Consider the following 21248-nt stretch of genomic DNA (forward strand, 5'->3'; position numbering starts at 1 on the left):
AGTCTGTTAAATTATCTTAACTATTAGCTATTTTTGTCTTGAAAAGAATTATAAGATAAATGATATCCATCACTGAAAAAACATTACAAGATTTACAATTTCCTACTGTACTCGAAACCATTTCAACCATTTGCAATACTGACATTGGAAAACAAAAAGCTTTTGAAATAACCCCTTTTAAGGATAAAGAAACCTTGATGCAGGCATTAATGCAAACGTCAGAGTATGTTTCGTCTTTCCAAAATAATAATGCAATTCCCAATCATGGGTTTGATGCTATCACACACGAAATTAGATTTCTGGCAATTGAGGACAGTTTTCTTGAAGTGGGCAGTTTTAGAAAAATCGCCACTATTTCTTCAACGGTAAATTTCCTATTGACCTTTTTGAGAAAATTTGAGGATTATTATCCAAATTTAAATGCAAGAGCGAATCAAGTCGAACTGACCAAGGAAATCATTACAATGGTGGACGAAGTTGTTGACAAATATGGAGAAATAAAAGACAATGCTTCACCAGATTTATTGAACATCCGCAGGAGTATGAATGCCGTTCGAGGGAAAGTTAACCAAAGCTTTGGAACAGCATTGACGCAATACAATGCGTTGGGATATTTAGACGACATCAAAGAAAGTTTTGTTCAAAACAGACGTGTTTTAGCAGTTTTAGCCATGTACCGTCGTAAAGTAAAAGGATCAATCATGGGCAGTTCTAAGACGGGAAGCATTGCCTATATCGAGCCAGAAGCTACCTTACAATATTCGCGTGAATTGAGTAATTTAGAATACGAGGAAAAAGAAGAAATCAACCGAATATTAAAACAGTTATCCAATTATATTCGTCCTTTTTTACCACTTTTAATCAAGTACCAGGATTTTCTTAGTGATGTTGATGTCATTGCCGCAAAGGCAAAATATGCCAATAGAATAAATGGAATTTTACCCACAATTACCGAAAATCGCCGACTTTATTTTAGAGATGCTTATCATCCTGTTTTGTACTTAAATAATAAACAAAAAAACGAAATCACGCATCCGCAAACCATTGAATTAAATCAGGAAAGTAGGATTATTGTTATTTCAGGACCCAATGCAGGTGGAAAAACCATTTCATTAAAAACCGTTGGATTACTCCAATTAATGCTACAATCTGGTATGCTGATCCCAGTTCATGAACGTAGCGAAACGTTTTTATTTGATCGAATACTTACGGATATTGGAGATAATCAATCTATTGAAAATCATCTAAGTACCTACAGTTACCGATTAAAAAACATGAACTACTTTCTAAAGAAGTGCAATAAAAAAACGATGTTTTTAATTGATGAATTTGGTACCGGTTCTGATCCTGAATTGGGTGGTGCATTAGCCGAAATATTTTTGGAAGAGTTCTATCATCGGGAAGCTTTTGGGATTATTACAACTCATTATTCCAATTTAAAAATTCTCGCAAATGAGTTGCCTTATGCTACTAATGCAAACATGTTATTCGACGAAAAAACATTAGAACCTTTGTACAAATTGGTTTTAGGTCAGGCAGGAAGTTCTTTTACATTTGAAGTTGCCTTAAAAAACGGAATCCCATTCAGTTTAATTAATCGTGCCAAAAAGAAAATTGAAGTTGGAAAAGTACGTTTTGATAAAACTATTGCAACCCTTCAAAAAGAGCGCTCGAAAATGGAGAAAACTTCACAAACGCTAAAAGAAGAGGAAAAGAAAGCGCGAGAAGAGGGAAAGAAAATGGAAACTATCAATGTAAAAATCAAACAAAAACTGGAAAGCTACCAGGAATTGTACGACAGCAATCAGAAAACGATTTACATTGGCCAAAAAATTGAAGACATAGCCGAGAAATATTTTAACAACAAAAGTAAAAAAGACCTACTTGGGGAGTTTTTGAAAATTATTGAAATTGAAAATTCAAAACGAAGAAAAGCGACGCCCAAAGAAACTAAAGCGCTGATAGAGCAGAAAAAAGTAGTTATCGAAGAGGTTACTGTTCAGGTTGAAGAAATTAGAAAAGAAAAGAAAGAGAAGAAATTAAAAGTAGTAATTGAGAAACCAAAACCGGTACTTAAAGTAGGTGATCGCGTCCGAATGTTCGATGGAAAAGCAGTAGGAAGTATTGATAAGATTGAGAAAACCAAAGCATTGGTCAATTATGGAGTGTTCACTTCCAAAGTAAGTCTTGAAGCACTTGAATTCGTAGAAGCGGGTAAGAAATGATCTATTAGCAGTCGTAAAGCGTCTTTGCGAGAAACGAAACAAGCACACTAACATGAGCAACTTTTGTTAATTATTAAAGCAGATAAACGAAATGAGATTGCTTCATTCCTCGCACTGACAAAGCATAAATAACTATCAAATCTCGATTAATCTATATAAACATTAATAAAGACCAGTCCATAATTTGTAGAGGGGCTGCTTCAAATCTTCCACAAAGAATTCTAGAAACACAAAGAAAAATGATATCCCAATTCATTTTCTACACATTATAAAGTGAATGTATTTGTAAATTATGAACAATTTCAATAAATTGCTGATTCCATAGCACGAGATACGAAAATAAAATCAGGTTCAAAAGAAAAAAAATAAAATAATTCGTTCAATGAATCCGACTTGAAAAAATTTATTTGAAGAAATTAAGGATATGATGGCGGCATGACTTTCGCAAGATTAACACAAGTCATTGCGAGCAACGAAGCAATAACACTAATAAGGATACAAATTGAGCAACTAAAATTGAGCAACTCAATAAGATTGTTTTGTTCCTCGCAATAACAAAAAAATGAAAAACCTCCCTAAAGACAAAAAAATAATCCTCTTTGATGGCGTTTGCAATCTCTGCGATTCGGCTGTACAATTCATCATTAAACATGATAAAAAAGATGTTTTCAGGTTTGTGGCGCTGCAATCTAATTTAGGGAAAGAAATCATTAAATACATTGGAATCGATGCTAAAAACATTGATAGTATAATTCTCTACCAGCCCGGAATCGCTTATTATTATAAATCGGAAGCTGCTCTAGAAATAGCTAAAAATTTAGGAGAAATATTTTATTTTGCGAAACTGTTTTCGATTTTACCGACTTCCTTTAATAACTATATTTATGATTATGTCGCTAAAAACCGTTACAGATGGTATGGAAAAAAGGACGCTTGTCTGATTCCAACCGAGGAAATCAAAGCTAAGTTTTTAGAATAAAATAACAATCATGATAATTATCATTCCATTTATTAGGCATTAAGTATAAATTTGAACAAACTTAAATTTAAATTATCATGAAAGACACTACACTTTTTTCTTGGGATATCGTAACATTTATAATGGTTGTCTTATTCGGGTTTGTAATCATAGGACTGATCACCACAGTTTTACTTTTGATGAACTCTGATAAAAAAATAGAATAGCTGTAAAAAAAAGAGGATATCTTATTGGACATCCTCTTGCTGATAAAATTGTAATTACAAAAACTAACTTCTAATTAATTTTCTGTATTTTAATCGTTTTGGCGTTAAGTCACCACCCAAACGTTTTTTCTTGTTTTCCTCATAATCAGTGAAACCACCTTCAAAATAGTACACTTCAGAGTTTCCTTCGAAAGCTAGAATGTGAGTACAAATTCTGTCCAAAAACCATCTATCGTGAGAAATAACTACCGCACAACCTGCAAAGTTTTCCAATCCTTCTTCTAATGCACGAAGTGTGTTGATGTCCAAATCATTCGTAGGCTCATCCAGCAATAATACGTTTCCTTCTTCTTTCAAAGTCATCGCGAGATGCAAACGATTACGTTCTCCTCCAGAAAGCATAGAGACTTTCTTGTTTTGTTCTCCACCACCAAAATTAAAACGTGACAAATAAGCTCTAGAATTCACTTGCTTTCCGCCCATCATAATCAATTCCTGGCCATCAGCGAAGTTTTCCCAAATAGATTTCTCCGGATTTATATTAGAGTGTGCTTGATCTACGTACGCAATTTTTACCGTGTCTCCAATTAAAAACTCTCCCGAATCTGGCTTTTCCTCACCCATTATCATTTTGAAAATAGTTGATTTTCCAGCGCCGTTTGGACCAATAATTCCAACAATTCCTGCTTGTGGTAAAGTAAAATTTAAATTATCATACAACAATTTTTCCCCAAAAGCTTTAGCGACATTTTTGGCTTCAATTACATTCGTACCTAAACGTGGCCCATTTGGAATATAAATTTCCAGATTTTCATCCAACTGTTTTTGGTCTTCATTTAATAATTTATCGTAATTCTGTAAACGCGCTTTTTGTTTGGTTTGACGACCTTTGGCACCTTGTCGAACCCAGTCTAATTCACGTTCTAAGTTTTTTCTGCGTTTTGAAGCTACTTTTTCTTCAAGTGCCATACGACCAGATTTTTGCTCCAACCAAGAAGAATAATTCCCTTTCCATGGAATACCTTCCCCTCTGTCTAACTCTAGAATCCAACCGGCAACATTATCCAAGAAATATCTATCGTGGGTTACTGCAATGACAGTTCCGGCATATTGTGCTAAATGTTGTTCTAACCAAAGAACGCTTTCCGCATCCAAGTGATTCGTAGGTTCATCCAAAAGCAAAACATCGGGCTGTTGCAACAATAAACGACATAAAGCTACACGACGACGCTCTCCACCAGATAAATTCTTAATTGGAGTATCTCCTTCTGGAGTGCGCAAAGCATCCATTGCAATTTCCAATTTGGTGTCAATTTCCCAGGCACCCAATGCATCAATTTTGTCCTGCAAAAGCGCTTGACGATCCATCAATTGCTCCATCTTATCTGCATTTTCATAAACTTCAGGTAAACCAAAACTATCATTGATTTTATTGAATTCATCTAAAACTGCCATAGTTTCCGCAACACCTTCTCTTACAATTTCAATAACCGTTTTACTATCATCTAGAATAGGTTCTTGTTCTAAATAACCAACAGTGTAACCGGGCGCAAAAACTACATCGCCTTGATAATTTTTATCAACTCCTGCAATAATCTTCAATAAAGAAGATTTTCCTGAACCATTTAAACCCAAAATACCAATTTTTGCCCCATAAAAGAAACTCAAATAAATATTTTTTAGCACTGGTTTATCTGCTCCTTGATAGGTTTTACTCAATTTTGACATTGAGAATATCACTTTTTTATCGTCTGCCATAAATTAATTTTTAATTGTTTTAATGAACTTATAACTTCTTTGAATTGCAATTAAATACATTTCTAAATCCAGCTATAGCACACAAAATTAATGAAATTTTAAATGCAAAGGTATTGTTTTTTTCGTAAAAAAAGCCTCTTAAAACTGCAATGAATAAATGGAACGGTTACAATGTTTCTAATGCAATTTCGCTAGCGGTTTTCACATTATTGTTTACCATTTCAAGGTTTGAAATTATAAATTGACATCCAATATCAGTATTATTTTTAACATCAATAGTCACATCATTTCTTTCCACGAGTTTTTTAACCAAATTTAACCCAATACCAGTACTACTTTCCCCATTGAAACTTTTTCCCAGTGTATGAAACATTTCGAAAATTTTAGTGTGGTATTTTTCGTCAATTCCGGGACCATTATCCATAACTGACAAAGAAAAATTTTCTTCACTAAAAGAGATTCTAATTTTAGAAACTACTTTATCGTTATATTTAATGGCATTCGATAATAGATTTGATACAATTTGATGAAACGCCAAAGGCTGAAACAGAATGTTGTGATTCAAATTTACCTTTTCAATTTGAACATTAATGGAGGGATTTATAAGTTTTAAAACTTCATCGAGAGCCGCTGCGATATTAATTTCTTCTTTTCCTTCATTATCCTGAACAGTTTTGCTGTAATACAATAAATCGTCAATCAATCCAGACATTTTTTTAGATGAAGATTTCACCATTTCAAATAATTGCGCCACATCACCATCCAGATCCAGAATATGATCCTCTTCAATTACATTTATTAAAGTTTGAATATTACTGAGCGGTGTTTTTAAATCGTGAGCGATAATATGGGCAAATTGCTCTAATTCCTCGTTCTTTTGACTTAATTTTTCGTTTAATAATTTAAGCTCTTGATCATAATCCCATATTTTTAAAAAAGATTCCACTTTTTTTCTGGTTATCTCAGTATTTAAAGGTTTCGATAAAAAATCTATGGCCCCTAAATCATACGCTTTTGTCAAATGTATTTGCTCATTACTAATTGCTGTGACAAAAATAGTGGGAATACTGGCTGTTTTGGGATGGCTCTTTACTATTTCCACAAATTCGTAGCCATCCATTTCGGGCATTTGAACATCCACAAGTATTAAAGAAACGCTCTTTTTAAGTAATATTTGCAATGCCTCATTTGCCGATAAACAGCTAATGATTTCCCTGTCCGGAAGCTCAAGAATACTCCTTAAAGCCAATAAATTTTCGGGCTTATCATCAATTAGCAAAAGAGTATGTTTTTTATTTTGCATAGTAGTTCAATTTTTTTATTATGTTATTTAGTGCGCACACTGAATGGTTTTTATATTTAGCAATTGCAGCTTCTGGCATGGCTGTAAATTCTGCTTCCTTAGGATCCTGGACTATTGTTTCCCCTCCATTTTTACCTATTACTTGCAACCCAATTGCCCCGTCTTGATTAGCTCCCGACAGTATTATTCCACAACAATTTTCTTTTAAAACACGCGAAAAGGATTCAAAACTCACATCTATTGATGGTCTGCTAAAATTGACTTCTTCGGATGTATCCAGTGAAAATCTAAAATTTTCTTCCAATAATAAATGATAATCTGACGGTGCCGTATAAATATACCCTGTCTTTAAAAATTCTTTATCCTCTGCCTCTTTCACGGTGTAATGCGTATGCAATTGTAAAAAATCTTCAAGAATAGCCTTTGTGTTTTTTAGTCTATGCAAAATAATCACGATAGGCATGTTCATCTCCTTATCTAATCCTTGAAGAATCGATAGTATTAGATCAAAAGATCCTCCTGAACCACCAATAATAATCATTTTCATACTATTTTATTTTTTGGTAAATTTTTTCTTTTTTATCTATAATTTTAAATTTATCGTGAACCGCGCTAAAACGTAATGTCTCCTTATTTCCTAAAGCCAAAAAACCATAAACCGGTAAACTGTCATAAAATAATTGCAATACTTTATTTTGCAATTCTTCATCAAAATAGATTAAAACATTTCTGCATAAAATAAGCTGACATTCTTTGAAAACTCCATCTGTGACTAAGTTATGTCGGGAAAATAAAATGTCTTTTTTTAACTCTGAATTGATTATTGACTTTTGTCCATCAGAAACAAAATATTGATTAAACGACTCCTTTGCACCGCATGAAAAATAATTATTAGAATACTCTTTGAAATTATTATTGGGAAATATTCCCTTTTTTGCTTTCTCCAAGGCTTTTGCGCTTATATCTGTAGCATAAATCCGGGATTTTTGCATTAATCCCATTTCTTTTAAAAGTATGGCCAAGGAATAAGTTTCTTCGCCAAAAGAACAACCTGCAGTCCAGATATTAATTTTGGGATAACTCTCTAAATAGGGAAAAACATTATTTAATAATGATTTGAAAAAATCAGGGTCTCTGAAAAATTCACTTATATTCACCACTATTTCATTTATGAATCCATTGAATTTATCAGGATCATTTACCAATTGATTTTTTAAATGGACAATCGTTCCTATATCAGATATTTCCATAAAGCGATTGATACGCCTGAGTAAAGAAGCCCTGGAGTATCCGGAAAAGTCATAACCATATTGTTTTTGAATTAAAACAAGTATTTCTTCAAGGTCGCTAAATTCTATCATTTATTTATACACCCATATACTGATTAATGAAATAAGCTGCTGTATATCAATTGGTTTTGACTGATAATCAGATGCGCCTGCATTTAATATCTCTTCGCGATCTCCTTTCATTGCCTTTGCCGTGAGTGCAATTATAGGAAGGTTTTTCCATTTTGGATTTCCTCTTATTTTTCTAGTTGCTTCAAATCCATCCATCTCCGGCATCATAATATCCATCAGCACAATGTCTATAGTTGTATTGTTTTTTAAAACCTCGAGTGCCTCAACACCATTGAAGGCTGTTAAAATCGAAGCTCCTTTTGTTGTTAACGCACTTGAAAGCGCATATATATTTCGAATATCATCGTCAACAATCAAAATATTTTTATCCTTAAGAACTTCTCCTCCCAATAGGTTTTGGACTGTTTTACTTACTTTATTATTTGTATTCATCTCTACTGTATCGAGAAACAACAGCAATTCATCTTTTAATCTTTCCGTAACATTACTGGTTTTAATAACAATACCATCGGCACTATTTTGCAATTCTAATTGATCTTCCTCTGTCAGCGATTTTCCGGTATTTACAATAATATTAATCTTATCATTTTTGGATATTTTTTTAAGTGCTGCTATGTTTGCAATATTCATAGAATCGGGTAAACCTATATCCATAATAGCACAATCAATGCTATCATTCATCAGGATAATCTCTGCCTCTTTGAATGTATGCGCCTGCAGGCAGATTACGTTTCTGTCGCAATTGTGAACTAATTCTTTTATTGAATAATTTAGGCTTACATCATCTTCCAAAATCAATACTTTCTTAAACACTTTGTTTATTTGGGCATCAATTGACTGAAAAGCATTTTTTAATTTATCCGTTGTTATAGGTTTAATCAAAAAATCAAAAGCCCCCATTTCTTTGGCTAATTTTTCCCTGTTCATGCCAGACATTACATGCACAGGAATGTGTTGCAGTTCTTTATCTTCTTTTAACCATTTTAAAACCGTCCAGCCGTCAATACCTGGTAATTTCATGTCTAAAATGATAGCTTTTGGTCTGTATTTTTTAGCATATTGGTAGCCCGTTTCTCCTTGATAAGCAACAATTGCCTTGAAGCCATTATCGTGCGCTACTTGCAACAATATATCTGCAAATGAAGCATCATCCTCAATTATCAAGATAGTTTTATCATCAACAGAAACCAAATTTCGATCATCACTGAGGTTTTCAGATAAATCCAGAACTGCTTCCGAAGGCTTTGGTATTTCAGTTATTTTTGCTACCATTTGTTTAGCCGCAAATGCCACCGATTCTTTAAGCTCCATTTTATGATCCTGAAAAGTAACCGGAATATGAACACTAAAAACACTTCCTTTGTTGAGCTCACTTTCAAATTGAACTTCCCCACCCAGTAGTATCGCTAATTCTTTCGAAATAAATAAGCCTAAGCCTGTACCACCATATTTACGACTGGTAGAACTGTCTGCTTGTTGAAATGTTTGAAATAATTTCTTTTTATTCTCATCCGAAATTCCAATTCCATTGTCTTCTATATGAATAGACAAAATTTCATCAGAATTTACTTTGGCCAATGTTTCCGTTGCAAAATCGCTCTTATATATACTCGATGAAAAGCGTACTGCAACTCTCCCGTTTTCTGGAGTGAACTTCAATGCGTTAGACAAAAAGTTTTTAATGATTTGTTCCAGTTTTCCAATATCGGTATGTAATTTTCTTGGGCAATCTTCAGAAATGGTCATAATAAACTCAATCTTCTTCTTTTCCATCTGAACCCTAAATAGGCCATCCATATCCGAATAAATTCTTTCTACGATAGAATCTTCCGGGTAAATTTCGACTTTCCCAGCTTCAATTTTTGATATATCTAAGATATCGGTGATGAGATTTAATAAATCTTTTCCTGAAGAGTTGATTACAGAAAGGTTATCAATTTGTGGATTAGTTAAATTGCCTGAATTATTTTCTTTTAATAGATCCGAAAGTATTAAAATACTGTTTAAAGGTGTCCTTAATTCATGGGACATATTAGCCAAAAATTCCGATTTATATTTGCTTGATTGGGCAATTTCATCGGCTTTTAGATTTAACGCTTCTTGAGCAATAACCAATTCCTCATTCTTTACAACAACTTCATTATTTTTAATTTCAAGCTCCCGACTTTTTTCTTCGAGATACGCATTGGTTTGTTCTAATTCGGATGCTTGGGTTCTAAGTTCTTCCTCAGATTGTTGCAGCATCATAGATTGTTTGTTCAACTCCTCATTACTTTGTCTAAGTTCTTCTTCCTGGACTTGAAGAATATTATTCTTGCGGTTTATTTCATTCACGGAAAATTTCAGGTCCTCATTACTAATATAAACCTCAATGGCACTTCCTATAGATTCCGAAATAGTATTTAACAGAATTTTATGATCTTCATTAAAATTTTTAAGAGATCCGATTTCGACCACTCCTATTACTTTATTTTTATAGGAGACAGGCGTGATTAAAACATTAAAATAAGGAAATTCTCCCAGAGAAGATGATAAATACGAGTAATTATTGGGTAAATCATTGAAACAATTTTGTTGGTTTGATTTAGCAACTTCTCCAACTAAACCTTCACCAATCGTAATAGCAGCGGGAGAATTTTTATGATCAGCGTAACCCCCAATTTTATATAACTGATTCTTATCTAAAGAGGAATTGATAATGTAAAAATTGGCCTGACAACCCTGGGTTTGCTCTGCGATTGTGTGGCAAAAATTATTTCCAAATTCTTCCAAATCGCTTGATTCTAAAATAGAATTATTTATTGCGCTAATACTTTTTCTCATTTTACTTCGCTCCAAATACTCCTCGTTCATTCTCTTCAATTCTAGAGACATTTTATTCATTGACTTATTAAGAGTGTCATTGGGGCTTCTAAGATTAATTTTCGCACCATAATGACCTGAGCTTATTTTTAGCGATAAATCAAATTGCTCTTTTATTCCGTCCAATAACTGATCGAAGGAATTGCTAATATCAACAAATTCTGAGTTTCCGTAAATAGTAGGATTCCGTATGATTTTCCCTTGTGAAATTTTCTTTACAGTTGAGGATATTACATTTAGCGATTTTGATAAGTTATTGACTAAAATATACAATAAAATAAAAGTGATGGCCAGAAACAATAAAAGTAGCACCACTAAAATTATCACACTTCTCAATGCAGCTTCTTTTTCAATATTCGCAAAATTTACAATGTGCTTTAAATTATCCTTTTCTAGTTTTGTAATCTTTTCTACTATCATTGTAGAATTTATCCACCATAGCTCAGGAGACATATTCAACTTCTTGTCTATAATATCTTGCGCATTACCATTAAAAGTGTTAAAATTTTTTGAATTTTTGAATTTATAAAGCCCTCTATTTATTGAATCAAGTTTAAAATGTGATAATTTAAAATCAACACTTCTGACATACACTTTTGACTGAAAATACAAGTCTACTAACGTATCATTGTTTTTTTTATCAATTAAGCTTTGCATAACAACACCTCTTTTTAACAAAGCAGACCTTTTCAAAAGCACATAATTCGTATAATTATTTGCGAGAGTAGTAAGCTTAGGGTACTTGTTGTAAACTACTTCCCGTTCAATTAAATTAATTAGGTTTTCATTAATTGCAGAGTACTTAACAAAGGATTTTATTGGAGTTTCCACTTTATTGTCAATATTCTCATGAATATTTAAGATTGTGGCATAAAGTTTTTTAAGATCATTTGAAATTAAAGTGTCTTTAATATTACTTCTTAAAAACCATTCATTCGTTTTTTGTCTACTTTCTAAATATCCTTTTTTTATTGATGCATCAAAAAATGAATAATTGCACAATCCTCTTTCATTACCAATCAGCTTAATACCTTCAGAAAGCATAGCTATGTTGTTAATCTTTTCTACGCTTTCTTCAATATTTTTATAATTTTCCAACGAGAAATTTATATTTGAAATAGTAATATAAATTAATCCTGAAAACGGTATTAGCAAAATTAATATTAACTGAAATTTAATTGATAATTTCTTCCACATAACTACTTCTAATTTTATTTTATAAATGTATTGTTATCAGCAAAAAAAAACACTATTCAAATAGTGTTTTTTTTTGTTGATATTTAATTTGATATTTCACAACCTACCTTTAAGTGAACTAAATACCCACGCATTAGCTAAAAATCCAACACCTACAGCAACAAAACCCCAACCTGAAACATCGCTGTAACGGAATGCACCTAATCCTATTAAGAGTAATCCCATTAGAATCATTATTAAAGTTGCCCATCCTAAAATAGTGTTTTTATTCATTCCCATAATTGTGGTATTTTGTTTTTAATCCCGAAGTTTCAAGGCTGCAAATATCGGGATTTTTTACGCTTTAATTAAATATTTTATAAAGCATTTCTCTTAATAAATCAGATTGAGATAAAGCATTAGCACCAACACCTTTACTTTTGACGTCAATATCTCTTAGAGCTCCCACAATCTGGCTTACTTTTTTCATTGGATAATTCTTCAGTGCCACATCATATTCTTTTAGAAAAAAAGGATTAACTCCTAAAACAGCGGCCACATTTTTAGGATTTTTATCTTTCAATCCATGGTATTTTAACAGCTGAATAAAAAAACCAAAGACTAAACTTGTTGTCACAACCATTGGATTATCTTTTGGATTTTGCGCAAAATTTTCGGCAATAGTATAGGCCTTTAATTGGTTGCGTTCTCCAAGTGCTTTTCGCAATTCAAAGACATTAAAATCTTTACTAAATCCTATATTTTCCTCAATATGCTTTGGAGTAATGGTGCTTCCAACAGGCAGAATAATTTGCAATTTCTCGAGTTCATTGTTTATTTTACTCAAATCCGTTCCTAGGAATTCCACTAACATCGCAGATGCTTTGGGCTCAATTGCATATTTTTTGCCTGCTAAAACACGTTTTATCCAATCACCAACTTGGTTTTCATACAGTTTTTTACTTTCGAAAACGACACCATTTTTAGCTAACAACTTGGTTAATTTTTTTCGCTTATCCAAAGTTTTGTATTTATAACAAAAAACTAAAACTGTTGTTGCCATTGGATTTTCAGCATAACTCTCCAGTTTGTCAATCGTCCGAATTAAATCCTGCGCTTCTTTTACAATTACTACCTGACGTTCTGCCATCATAGGATAACGTTTGGCGGTCGATATAATATCTTCGATAGAAACATCACGACCATATAAAACTGTCTGATTAAAACCTTTTTCCTCTTCGGTAAGAACTTTTGATTCAATATAATCGGATAATTTATCAATATAATAAGGTTCTTCACCCATCAAAAAATAGATCGGTTTGATGTTTCCGCTTTTTATATCATTTACAATTTTTAATACTTCGTCCATTTTCATTTTTGTTTATAATTTAAAGTTTACAGTTTGTTGAATCGTATGAAACTTTAAACCTTAAACTTTAAACTAAATAACTATTTTTGCTTAATGCAGCAATTGAATTTTCCTTCTTATACTTTCCGTTTCAAAAATAGCGAAAATAAAGTATCCATTTTTGATGAAATCAGGAAAAAATTTATCGTTCTCACACCCGAAGAATGGGTTCGTCAGCATGTTGTCCAATTTTTATTGGAAGAAAAAAAATATCCTAAATCATTAATAAATGTAGAAAAAGTTTTAATGGTGAACGGATTACGAAAACGATATGATGTTGTTGTATTTAATTCTGACGGTTCTATTTTTGTTTTAATCGAATGTAAAGCCCCCGCTATAAAAATAGCCCAAGCCACTTTTGACCAAATTGCCCGCTACAATATGACAATGAAGTCCCAATTTTTGATGGTGACCAATGGTTTGAATCATTACTTTTGCCAAATGGATTTTGAAAATGAAAAATATCAGTTCCTAAAAGAATTGCCTGAATATATTAACAGCTTAAAATATTGACAAAATTAGTACTCGACTAATGTAATAAAAAACAAATGAAAATCATAAGTTGGAATATTGAAAGACCAAAAATTGATAAAAAGTTAGCCAAAAATAAATTTATTATTGAACAAATTAATTTGTTAGAACCTGACATTATATTTTTAACCGAAACAAATTCAATAATTGATTTTGGAAATGAGTATTATACAATAAAATCTGAAGAATTACCAAAAATTCACGATAATCAAAAGTACGAACAAGGAGAAAATAGAGTAACAATTTTTAGTAAGTATAAATTTGTAAATATTTACGAAACTTATGACAAGTTTACAAGCGTTAGTGGAAAAGTAAAAACTGAATTTGGAGAATTAAATTTATATGGAAGTATAATTGGAAGTTTTGGAGGAAGGGACATTCATTTTAAAAATGACTTAAAAAATCAAAAAATAGATATTATCAAACTCAATGGAAATATATGTTATTCAGGAGATTTCAATATTTCATTTTCAGGGATTCCATATCCCGATAAACAAACAATAAATAAAATTAATGAATATTTCGATGAAAATAATTTACTGAATTTGACATGTAAAAATGAAAATTGCGCTATACACATCGTCGTTAACAAAGATTTTATTATTGGCAAAAAAACAGAAAACAAAATGACATTGATTGAACGAAAAATATCTGACCATAATCTTGTGCTAACGGAAATAATATAAGCTAAAGAAAGTCGACAATGGTTTACCAATATTTAAATACAATAATCTAAATGAAAATAGCTGTTGTCATACTCAATTGGAACGGAGTACAATTATTAGAACAATTTTTGCCATCGATAGTAAAACACTCGCCAGAAGCTACTGTTTACCTAGCAGACAATGATTCGACGGATGATTCCATTTCCTTTGTAATGGTCAATTTTCCTTCGGTTAAATTGGTAAAAAATGATTCCAATTTAGGTTTTGCGGGCGGATATAATGAAGCTTTAAAACATATAGATGCCGAAATTTATGCTTTAGTAAATTCCGATATTGAAGTTACCGAAAATTGGTTGCAACCCATCATTAAAACTTTCGAAAACGAACCTCGAACGGCTATTATTCAGCCTAAAATATTAGATTTTAAAAGTAAAGAATATTTTGAATATGCTGGTGCTGCCGGCGGATTTATCGATAAGTATGGTTACCCCTATTGTCGAGGGCGCATTTTTAATACTTTAGAAAAAGATAGCAGACAATATGATGACAATCGAGAGATATTTTGGGCTTCGGGAGCTTGTTTTTTCATTAGAAGTTCGGTGTATAAGGAACTGCAAGGTTTTGATGCTGACTTTTTTGCGCATCAGGAAGAAATTGATTTATGTTGGCGCGCTTTCAATAAGCAATACAAAATAAAATACATTTCGGAATCAGTGGTTTTTCATGTTGGTGGAGCTACTTTGCAACAGGGAAACCCGAAAAAAACGTATCTGAATTTTAGAAATTCATTGTTAATGCTGACCAAAAATTTACCAGAAGATAAATTGTATTGGATATTATTTTGTCGAATGGTATTAGATGCAATTGCAGGATTACAATTTCTTTTGCAAGGAAAATTTAATCATTTTGCTGCAATTTTAAAAGCACATGGTTCTTTTTACCGCCTTTTTTCCATTCATTATAAAAAAAGGGACAAATTTCAATCGGAAAAATACTATAATGCAAAAAGCATCGTTTATCTATACTTCGTTAAAAATGTCAGAATATTTAAACATTTATTTAACTCTTAACTAAATATTAAAAACTAAATTTGTAATTCACGTCTAATTAAATTAAATATTTTATGAGAAAAATCGTAATCGCCTTATCCGTATTAGCACTTTTAACTTCTTGTGTTTCTAAAAAGAAATATACAGATCTTGAAGCAAGAAATAAAGAAACTCAAGATTTATTAAATAGTTGTACAGTAAAATTAAATTCTTGTTTAGAAGAAAAAGCAGGACTTACGGCTACTGTAGCTGGTTTGAAAGAGCAAAATACAGGTTTAATAAGCACTTCTAAAGACATGACTATCTTGTCTACAAAAGGCGCTGAAAATATTGAAAAAGCTTTAGAATCTATCAAAGAGAAAGATTTAAAAATTAGCAGAATGCAAGACGCATTAACTAAAAAAGACAGTGTAACCCTTGCTGTTGTTACTAGTTTAAAAAGCGCTGTTGGAATTTCTGACCCAGACATCGAAATAAATGTTGAAAAAGGAGTTGTATTTATATCTATTGCAGACAAATTATTATTTAAAACTGGAAGTTATGATGTAACCGACAGAGCAAAAGCAGTATTAGCGAAAGTAGCTAAAGTCGTGAACGACAAACCTGATTTTGAATGCATGGTTGAAGGACATACAGATAGCGTTCCTTACATTGGAAACGGTGTTTTACTTGATAACTGGGATTTGAGTGTGAAACGTTCTACCTCTATAATTCGTGTATTAACAAATCAGTTAGGTGTTAAACCAGAACAATTAATTGCAGCAGGAAGAAGTTCTTATGTTCCGTTAGTTGCTAATGATTCTGCTGAAAACAGAGCTCGTAACAGAAGAACTCGTATTGTTGTTTTACCAAAAATCGATCAGTTTTATGAAATGATTGAAAAAGAAATGAAAAAACAACAAAAGTAAAAAAGTATTTAGTGAACAGTCGTTAATGTTCAGTTTAAATCAAATTAGAAAACGTCTCGAGCAATCGGGACGTTTTTTTATAGTTATTACTGAACACTAATTTTGAAGCTGCGGCAACTGAAGACTATTTTTCTGAACATTGAACACTTCCTTAAAGAATATCCAAACTTCCTTTTCCTTCCCTTAACACAATAGGTTCATCTCCAGACAAATCAATAATAGTAGAAGCCATATTGTCCCCATAACCGCCATCGATAACCAAGTCGACGAGATTTTGCCATTTTTCAAAAATTAGCTCCGGATCTGTGGTGTATTCTATCACATCATCTTCATCACGAATCGAAGTTGAAATGATGGGATTTCCTAACTGTTTTACAATTTCTAAAGCTATTGCATTATCGGGAACCCGGATTCCAACAGTTGTTTTCTTTTTGAATTCTTTAGGTAAGTTATTATTTCCAGGTAAAATAAAGGTATAAGGACCAGGCAAAGATCTTTTCAATATCTTAAAAGTTGCCGTATCAATTTGTCTTACATAATCAGATAAATTACTTAAATCTTGACAAATGAATGAAAAATTTGCTTTTTCTAACTTGATTCCTTTAATCTTCGCAATTCGTTCTAAAGCTTTGGTATTTGTAATATCACATCCTAATCCGTAAACGGTGTCCGTTGGATAAATCACTAAACCACCATCTTTGAGCACCTTCACCACTTTGGCAATTGCCGCTTCGTTTGGTTTATCTTCGTATATTTTTATAAACTGAGCCATTTTTTTGATTTTAAAGTTAAAATATTTAAGCTTCAAAGTCTTCTAAAAGACAACTTTAAACCTGTAACAAATTTTTACCCGATAATATCCAGTTTTGCAAATCGCAATAACAATTTCTTTATTCCGCCAACTTCAAATTTAATTTCAGCCTTTTTATCAGCACCCATTCCTTCCATGTTAACGACTTGTCCTTTTCCAAATCGTTCGTGCATAACAATATTTCCTGCAACGAGTTTATTATCAAATAAATTTGCACTTCCCGAAGAAGCTCCGTTATTGGAAACAGGTTTCAGTTTCCTAACATTTATATCCGATTTGGGTTCGTTATCCGTAACCTGTTTTGGCGGCGTACCTCCTATTGGCTTTGCCAGACGCAATTTGGATTTATCCACATCACCAAAAATATCACTGTCAATCATCGGTTTGTAACGGTAATTATTTTCAGGTGGTGTTATATATTCTAGATATTGACTGTCAATTTCCTCAATAAAACGGGAAGGATCACTATCCGTTAATTTTCCCCAACGGTAACGCGATTGCGCATAGGTCAAATACGCTTGATGTTCCGCTCTTGTCAAAGCTACATAAAATAAACGACGTTCTTCTTCCAATTCGCTTCTCGTACTCATACTCATGGCACTTGGAAATAAATCTTCTTCCATTCCTACCACGAAAACATGAGGGAATTCTAATCCTTTAGCCAAGTGAATAGTCATTAAAGCCACACGATCTTCATCGCTGGTATCTTTATCTAAATCGGTTGCCAAAGCTACATCTTCCATGAACTCAGATAATGCGCCACGAGCGCCATCAACTTCTTTTTGTCCATCGGTGAAATCCTTAATACCGTTTAATAATTCTTCAATATTTTGAATTTTAGCCATTCCCTCAGGAGTTGCATCTTTCTTTAATTCTTGTACCAACCCCGTTTTCTTAGCAACATGATCAGCGAGATAAAAGGCATCGTGATTTTCATTTATGGCTTGAAAACTCTGAATCATCGTGACAAAATCAAGTAGTTTTTGTTTTGTCCCTGAGTTTAATTTCAAGTCAATTTTTTCAATATTCTGCATCACCTCAAATATCGAACGCTTATAATGATTGGCGGCAATGGTTAATTTTTCGATTGTTGTATTCCCAATTCCACGCGCAGGATAATTAATCACACGAACTAATGCTTCCTCATCTTTTGGATTTATAACCAATCGCAAATAACACAATACATCCTTTACTTCTTTCCTTTGATAAAAAGACAAACCACCATAAATTCGGTACGGAATATCTCTTTTTCTCAATGCATCTTCCATCGCCCGAGATTGTGCATTGGTACGATATAAAATAGCGAAAGCTCCATTAGGTAACTGGTTTTGCATTTTTTGCTCCCAAATGGTACTCGCAACAAATCGCCCTTCCTCGTTATCTGTTAAGCTGCGGTGTACTTTTACTTTTGGACCAAAATCATTCGCAGTCCAAACTATTTTATCCAGTTTTACTTTATTTTTATCGATGATAGTATTCGCCGCTTCCACAATATTTTTTGTCGAGCGGTAATTCTGTTCTAATCGAAAGGTTTTCACCCCTTCATAATCTTTCTGGAAATTCAGGATATTATTAATGTTTGCTCCACGAAATGCATAAATACTCTGCGCATCATCACCAACCACACAAATATTCTGAAATTTATCTGACAAGGCTCTAACTATCAAGTATTGGGAGTGATTCGTATCTTGGTACTCATCCACCAATATATAACGAAAACGGTTTTGATATTTAGCTAAAACTTCTGGAAAACGAGTCAGCAACTCATTGGTTTTCAATAATAAATCATCAAAATCCATTGCTCCTGCTTTGAAACATCGATCAACATAATTTTGATAAATTTCTCCCATTCGAGGTTTTTTAGACATCGCATCTGCTTCTTGCAAATCGGGATCATTAAAATAAGCTTTTACAGTAATCAAACTATTTTTAAAATTAGAAATCCTGCTTAAAACCTGTTTTGGTTTGTATACATCTCTGTCCAATTGCATTTCCTTGATAATTCCAGAAATTGCACGAAGTGAATCTTGAGAATCATATATCGTAAAATTCGAAGGATAGCCCAGATGTTCCGCTTCTGACCGAAGAATTCGAGCAAAAACCGAGTGAAAGGTTCCCATCCAAAGATTTTTGGCCTCACCAGCACCAACAATATCAGAGATACGCTTTTTCATTTCTCTAGCTGCTTTGTTGGTAAAAGTCAGAGACAAAATGCTAAACGCATCCACTCCCTGACTCATCAAATAAGCAATTCTAATTGTCAACACTCGCGTTTTGCCAGAACCTGCACCTGCAATAATTATCATAGGACCGTCTTTTTGTAAAACGGGTTCGCGTTGCGCTTCGTTCAGTTGATCGATATATTTATGCATGGAAATTTTTAAATTATATTACGCAAAAATAGCGATTTTCAATGAGGTTTTAAGCACTATAAAACAACAATTAGATAATTCATATAGCTGTTGATTTTAATAAGACATTCTGTATTTTTTATTTAAAAAACACATCATAAGCAAATCGGATTAATGTACCTATTACAACCACCAAAAAGAAAATCCGAATAAAACCATTCCCTTTATTGATCGCTAATTTTGCACCAATCCAGCCACCAAAAGCATTGCTGGCTGCCATTGGTATTGCTATTGCCCAAATAATTTTGCCTTTCAAAATAAAGAGACAAATGGAACCAAAGTTAGTCGACAGATTCACCATTTTTGCATTTGCGGAAGCGTGTAAAAAATCAAATCCCATGATAGCGATAAACGCAACCACTAAAAAACTACCTGTTCCAGGCCCAATAAATCCATCATATAAACCCACTATAAAACTGATTGAAATCGCATTCAGGATTTGTGTTCTGGGAGAATGCGTTTTTTCAATATGTTGTCCAAAATTCTTCTTTGCGTAGGTATAAACCACTAAAAACGAAAGAACAACTAATAACAATGGTTTCATAAAATCATTACTAACATAGGTCAACAATGTAGAGCCTAAAAATGCCGAAGGAAAAGCCAAAAGCATCATAATTCCTAATAATTTCCAGTTCATATCGACCTTTTTAAGATATTGATAGGCCGCAAAAGAGGTACCGCTGAAAGCCGGAACTTTTAAGGTTCCAATAACTGTTGAAACTGGCAAATTAGGCAATAAAATCAACCCCATAGGTGTTTGTATCAGACCGCCACCGCCAACAATTGCATCTATAAATCCGGCGGCAAAAGCAGCTAAACAAAGTAAAACCAATACGTACGTTTCCATTTTAATAATCGAGCTTAAATATTCAGATATAAATGGTAAAAATACTATTAGAATTGATTTATTGCTAATAATTTCAAGTTGATTTGTAATGAAAAAAGTATATTTTTGCTTTAATAAACATTATTACCAAAATGGAATCAATACCAATCATAGAATTACTAAGTTATACTTTACCGGCAATAGTTACAGGAGTTGTGGCCTATTATTTTTTTAATCTCCATATTAAAAACGAAGAAGGAAGACGCCGTTATTTATTACATAAAGAAGCACAAAAAAGCGCTTTACCCCTACGCTTACAAGCATTTGAGCGCATGACTTTGTACATGGAACGCATCAATCCTACAAAATTGTTGATTCGAATTATTCCTCTTTCGCAAGATAAAAATGATTATGAAAACCTTATAATTGCACAAATCGAACAGGAATTTGAGCACAATTTATCACAGCAAATATACGTTTCAGATGAATGTTGGACCATTATTGTGACAGCTAAAAATGCTACTATCCAAATGATTCGTAAGGCAAATAGGAGTGATCGTGTTGATAGTGCTGATAAATTGCGAGAAGTGCTTTTGAATGATCTAATGGAAAAACAATCTCCAAGTAATGCGGCTTTGGCTTATATCAAAAACGAAGTGGGACAATTGTGGTAAAAAACTCAATGCATTTCCTACTTAAATTTATAGGGCTTATATTTTGAAAAATGCAATCATATAAGGCATATAAGCTTATTTAATCAAAAAAATAG

18 protein-coding genes are annotated in these 21248 nt (G+C 32.8%); 8 read left to right on the forward strand and 10 right to left on the reverse strand.

From position 1 onward, the window contains the following. Window positions 1-59: 59 nt before the first annotated feature. The 3 genes from C4S35_RS07115 (at window position 60) to C4S35_RS16180 (ending at window position 3410) form a co-directional block, all read left to right on the forward strand. Window positions 60-2225, forward strand: coding sequence for an endonuclease MutS2 (locus C4S35_RS07115; protein ID WP_103999518.1), 2166 nt, complete (start codon window positions 60-62; stop codon window positions 2223-2225). A 562-nt stretch (window positions 2226-2787) separates the two neighbouring features. Then, window positions 2788-3204 (forward strand): thiol-disulfide oxidoreductase DCC family protein, encoded by a 417-nt coding sequence (locus C4S35_RS07120; protein WP_103999519.1) that lies wholly within the window; start codon window positions 2788-2790, stop codon window positions 3202-3204. Window positions 3205-3281: 77 nt separating this feature from the next. Next, on the forward strand, window positions 3282-3410 hold the full coding sequence (locus tag C4S35_RS16180) for a hypothetical protein (RefSeq protein ID WP_279627777.1): 129 nt from the start codon (window positions 3282-3284) through the stop codon (window positions 3408-3410). A 63-nt stretch (window positions 3411-3473) separates the two neighbouring features. On the opposite strand, the gene ettA is transcribed toward C4S35_RS16180, so the two are convergent. The 7 genes from ettA to holA form a co-directional block, all read right to left on the reverse strand. Beyond that, window positions 3474-5168, reverse strand: a complete 1695-nt coding sequence (gene ettA / locus C4S35_RS07125; RefSeq protein ID WP_103999520.1) for an energy-dependent translational throttle protein EttA — start codon at window positions 5166-5168, stop codon at window positions 3474-3476. A gap of 166 nt (window positions 5169-5334) precedes the next feature. Next, window positions 5335-6471: a sensor histidine kinase gene (locus C4S35_RS07130; protein WP_103999521.1), complete on the reverse strand. Its 1137-nt coding sequence runs from the start codon at window positions 6469-6471 to the stop codon at window positions 5335-5337. Further along, window positions 6461-7018 carry a chemotaxis protein CheB gene (locus C4S35_RS07135; protein ID WP_103999522.1) on the reverse strand — a complete coding sequence of 186 codons (558 nt, stop codon included), beginning with the start codon at window positions 7016-7018 and terminating at the stop codon, window positions 6461-6463. Before C4S35_RS07135 ends, C4S35_RS07130 begins: the two co-directional genes overlap by 11 nt. A gap of 1 nt (window position 7019) precedes the next feature. Next, complete coding sequence (locus C4S35_RS07140; protein WP_103999523.1) at window positions 7020-7832, reverse strand: CheR family methyltransferase; 813 nt, start codon at window positions 7830-7832, stop codon at window positions 7020-7022. Beyond that, window positions 7833-11792 carry a response regulator gene (locus tag C4S35_RS07145; protein ID WP_159916677.1) on the reverse strand — a complete coding sequence of 1320 codons (3960 nt, stop codon included), beginning with the start codon at window positions 11790-11792 and terminating at the stop codon, window positions 7833-7835. Between the two features lie 195 nt (window positions 11793-11987). Beyond that, on the reverse strand, window positions 11988-12170 hold the full coding sequence (locus tag C4S35_RS07150; RefSeq protein WP_103999525.1) for a CAL67264 family membrane protein: 183 nt from the start codon (window positions 12168-12170) through the stop codon (window positions 11988-11990). A gap of 64 nt (window positions 12171-12234) precedes the next feature. Then, window positions 12235-13239: a DNA polymerase III subunit delta gene (gene holA, locus C4S35_RS07155; protein ID WP_103999576.1), complete on the reverse strand. Its 1005-nt coding sequence runs from the start codon at window positions 13237-13239 to the stop codon at window positions 12235-12237. 93 nt (window positions 13240-13332) lie between these two features. On the opposite strand from holA, the gene C4S35_RS07160 reads away from it, so the two are divergent. From C4S35_RS07160 to C4S35_RS07175, 4 genes are read left to right on the forward strand one after another with little or no spacing between them, the layout of a single operon-like run. Beyond that, window positions 13333-13791 carry a type I restriction enzyme HsdR N-terminal domain-containing protein gene (locus C4S35_RS07160; RefSeq protein WP_103999526.1) on the forward strand — a complete coding sequence of 153 codons (459 nt, stop codon included), beginning with the start codon at window positions 13333-13335 and terminating at the stop codon, window positions 13789-13791. Window positions 13792-13826: 35 nt separating this feature from the next. Then, entirely contained in the window at window positions 13827-14495 is a 669-nt protein-coding gene (locus C4S35_RS07165; protein ID WP_103999527.1) for an endonuclease/exonuclease/phosphatase family protein, read from the forward strand. A 50-nt stretch (window positions 14496-14545) separates the two neighbouring features. Then, window positions 14546-15544 carry a glycosyltransferase family 2 protein gene (locus C4S35_RS07170; protein WP_103999528.1) on the forward strand — a complete coding sequence of 333 codons (999 nt, stop codon included), beginning with the start codon at window positions 14546-14548 and terminating at the stop codon, window positions 15542-15544. Window positions 15545-15597: 53 nt separating this feature from the next. Continuing rightward, window positions 15598-16431 (forward strand): OmpA/MotB family protein, encoded by an 834-nt coding sequence (locus C4S35_RS07175; protein ID WP_103999529.1) that lies wholly within the window; start codon window positions 15598-15600, stop codon window positions 16429-16431. Between the two features lie 151 nt (window positions 16432-16582). On the opposite strand, the gene C4S35_RS07180 is transcribed toward C4S35_RS07175, so the two are convergent. The 3 genes from C4S35_RS07180 to C4S35_RS07190 form a co-directional block, all read right to left on the reverse strand. Next, entirely contained in the window at window positions 16583-17203 is a 621-nt protein-coding gene (locus tag C4S35_RS07180) for an L-threonylcarbamoyladenylate synthase (protein ID WP_103999530.1), read from the reverse strand. 74 nt (window positions 17204-17277) lie between these two features. Beyond that, entirely contained in the window at window positions 17278-19614 is a 2337-nt protein-coding gene (locus C4S35_RS07185; RefSeq protein ID WP_103999531.1) for an ATP-dependent helicase, read from the reverse strand. Between the two features lie 118 nt (window positions 19615-19732). After that, the gene (locus tag C4S35_RS07190; protein ID WP_103999532.1) at window positions 19733-20500 is read right to left on the reverse strand and encodes a sulfite exporter TauE/SafE family protein; all 768 of its coding nucleotides are present in this window, start codon (window positions 20498-20500) and stop codon (window positions 19733-19735) included. A 131-nt stretch (window positions 20501-20631) separates the two neighbouring features. Between C4S35_RS07190 and C4S35_RS07195 the strand changes: the two genes are divergently transcribed. After that, entirely contained in the window at window positions 20632-21153 is a 522-nt protein-coding gene (locus C4S35_RS07195) for a DUF7935 family protein (protein ID WP_103999533.1), read from the forward strand. Window positions 21154-21248 lie beyond the last annotated feature (95 nt).

Source organism: Flavobacterium urumqiense (assembly GCF_900108015.1).
Classification (GTDB): domain Bacteria; phylum Bacteroidota; class Bacteroidia; order Flavobacteriales; family Flavobacteriaceae; genus Flavobacterium; species Flavobacterium urumqiense.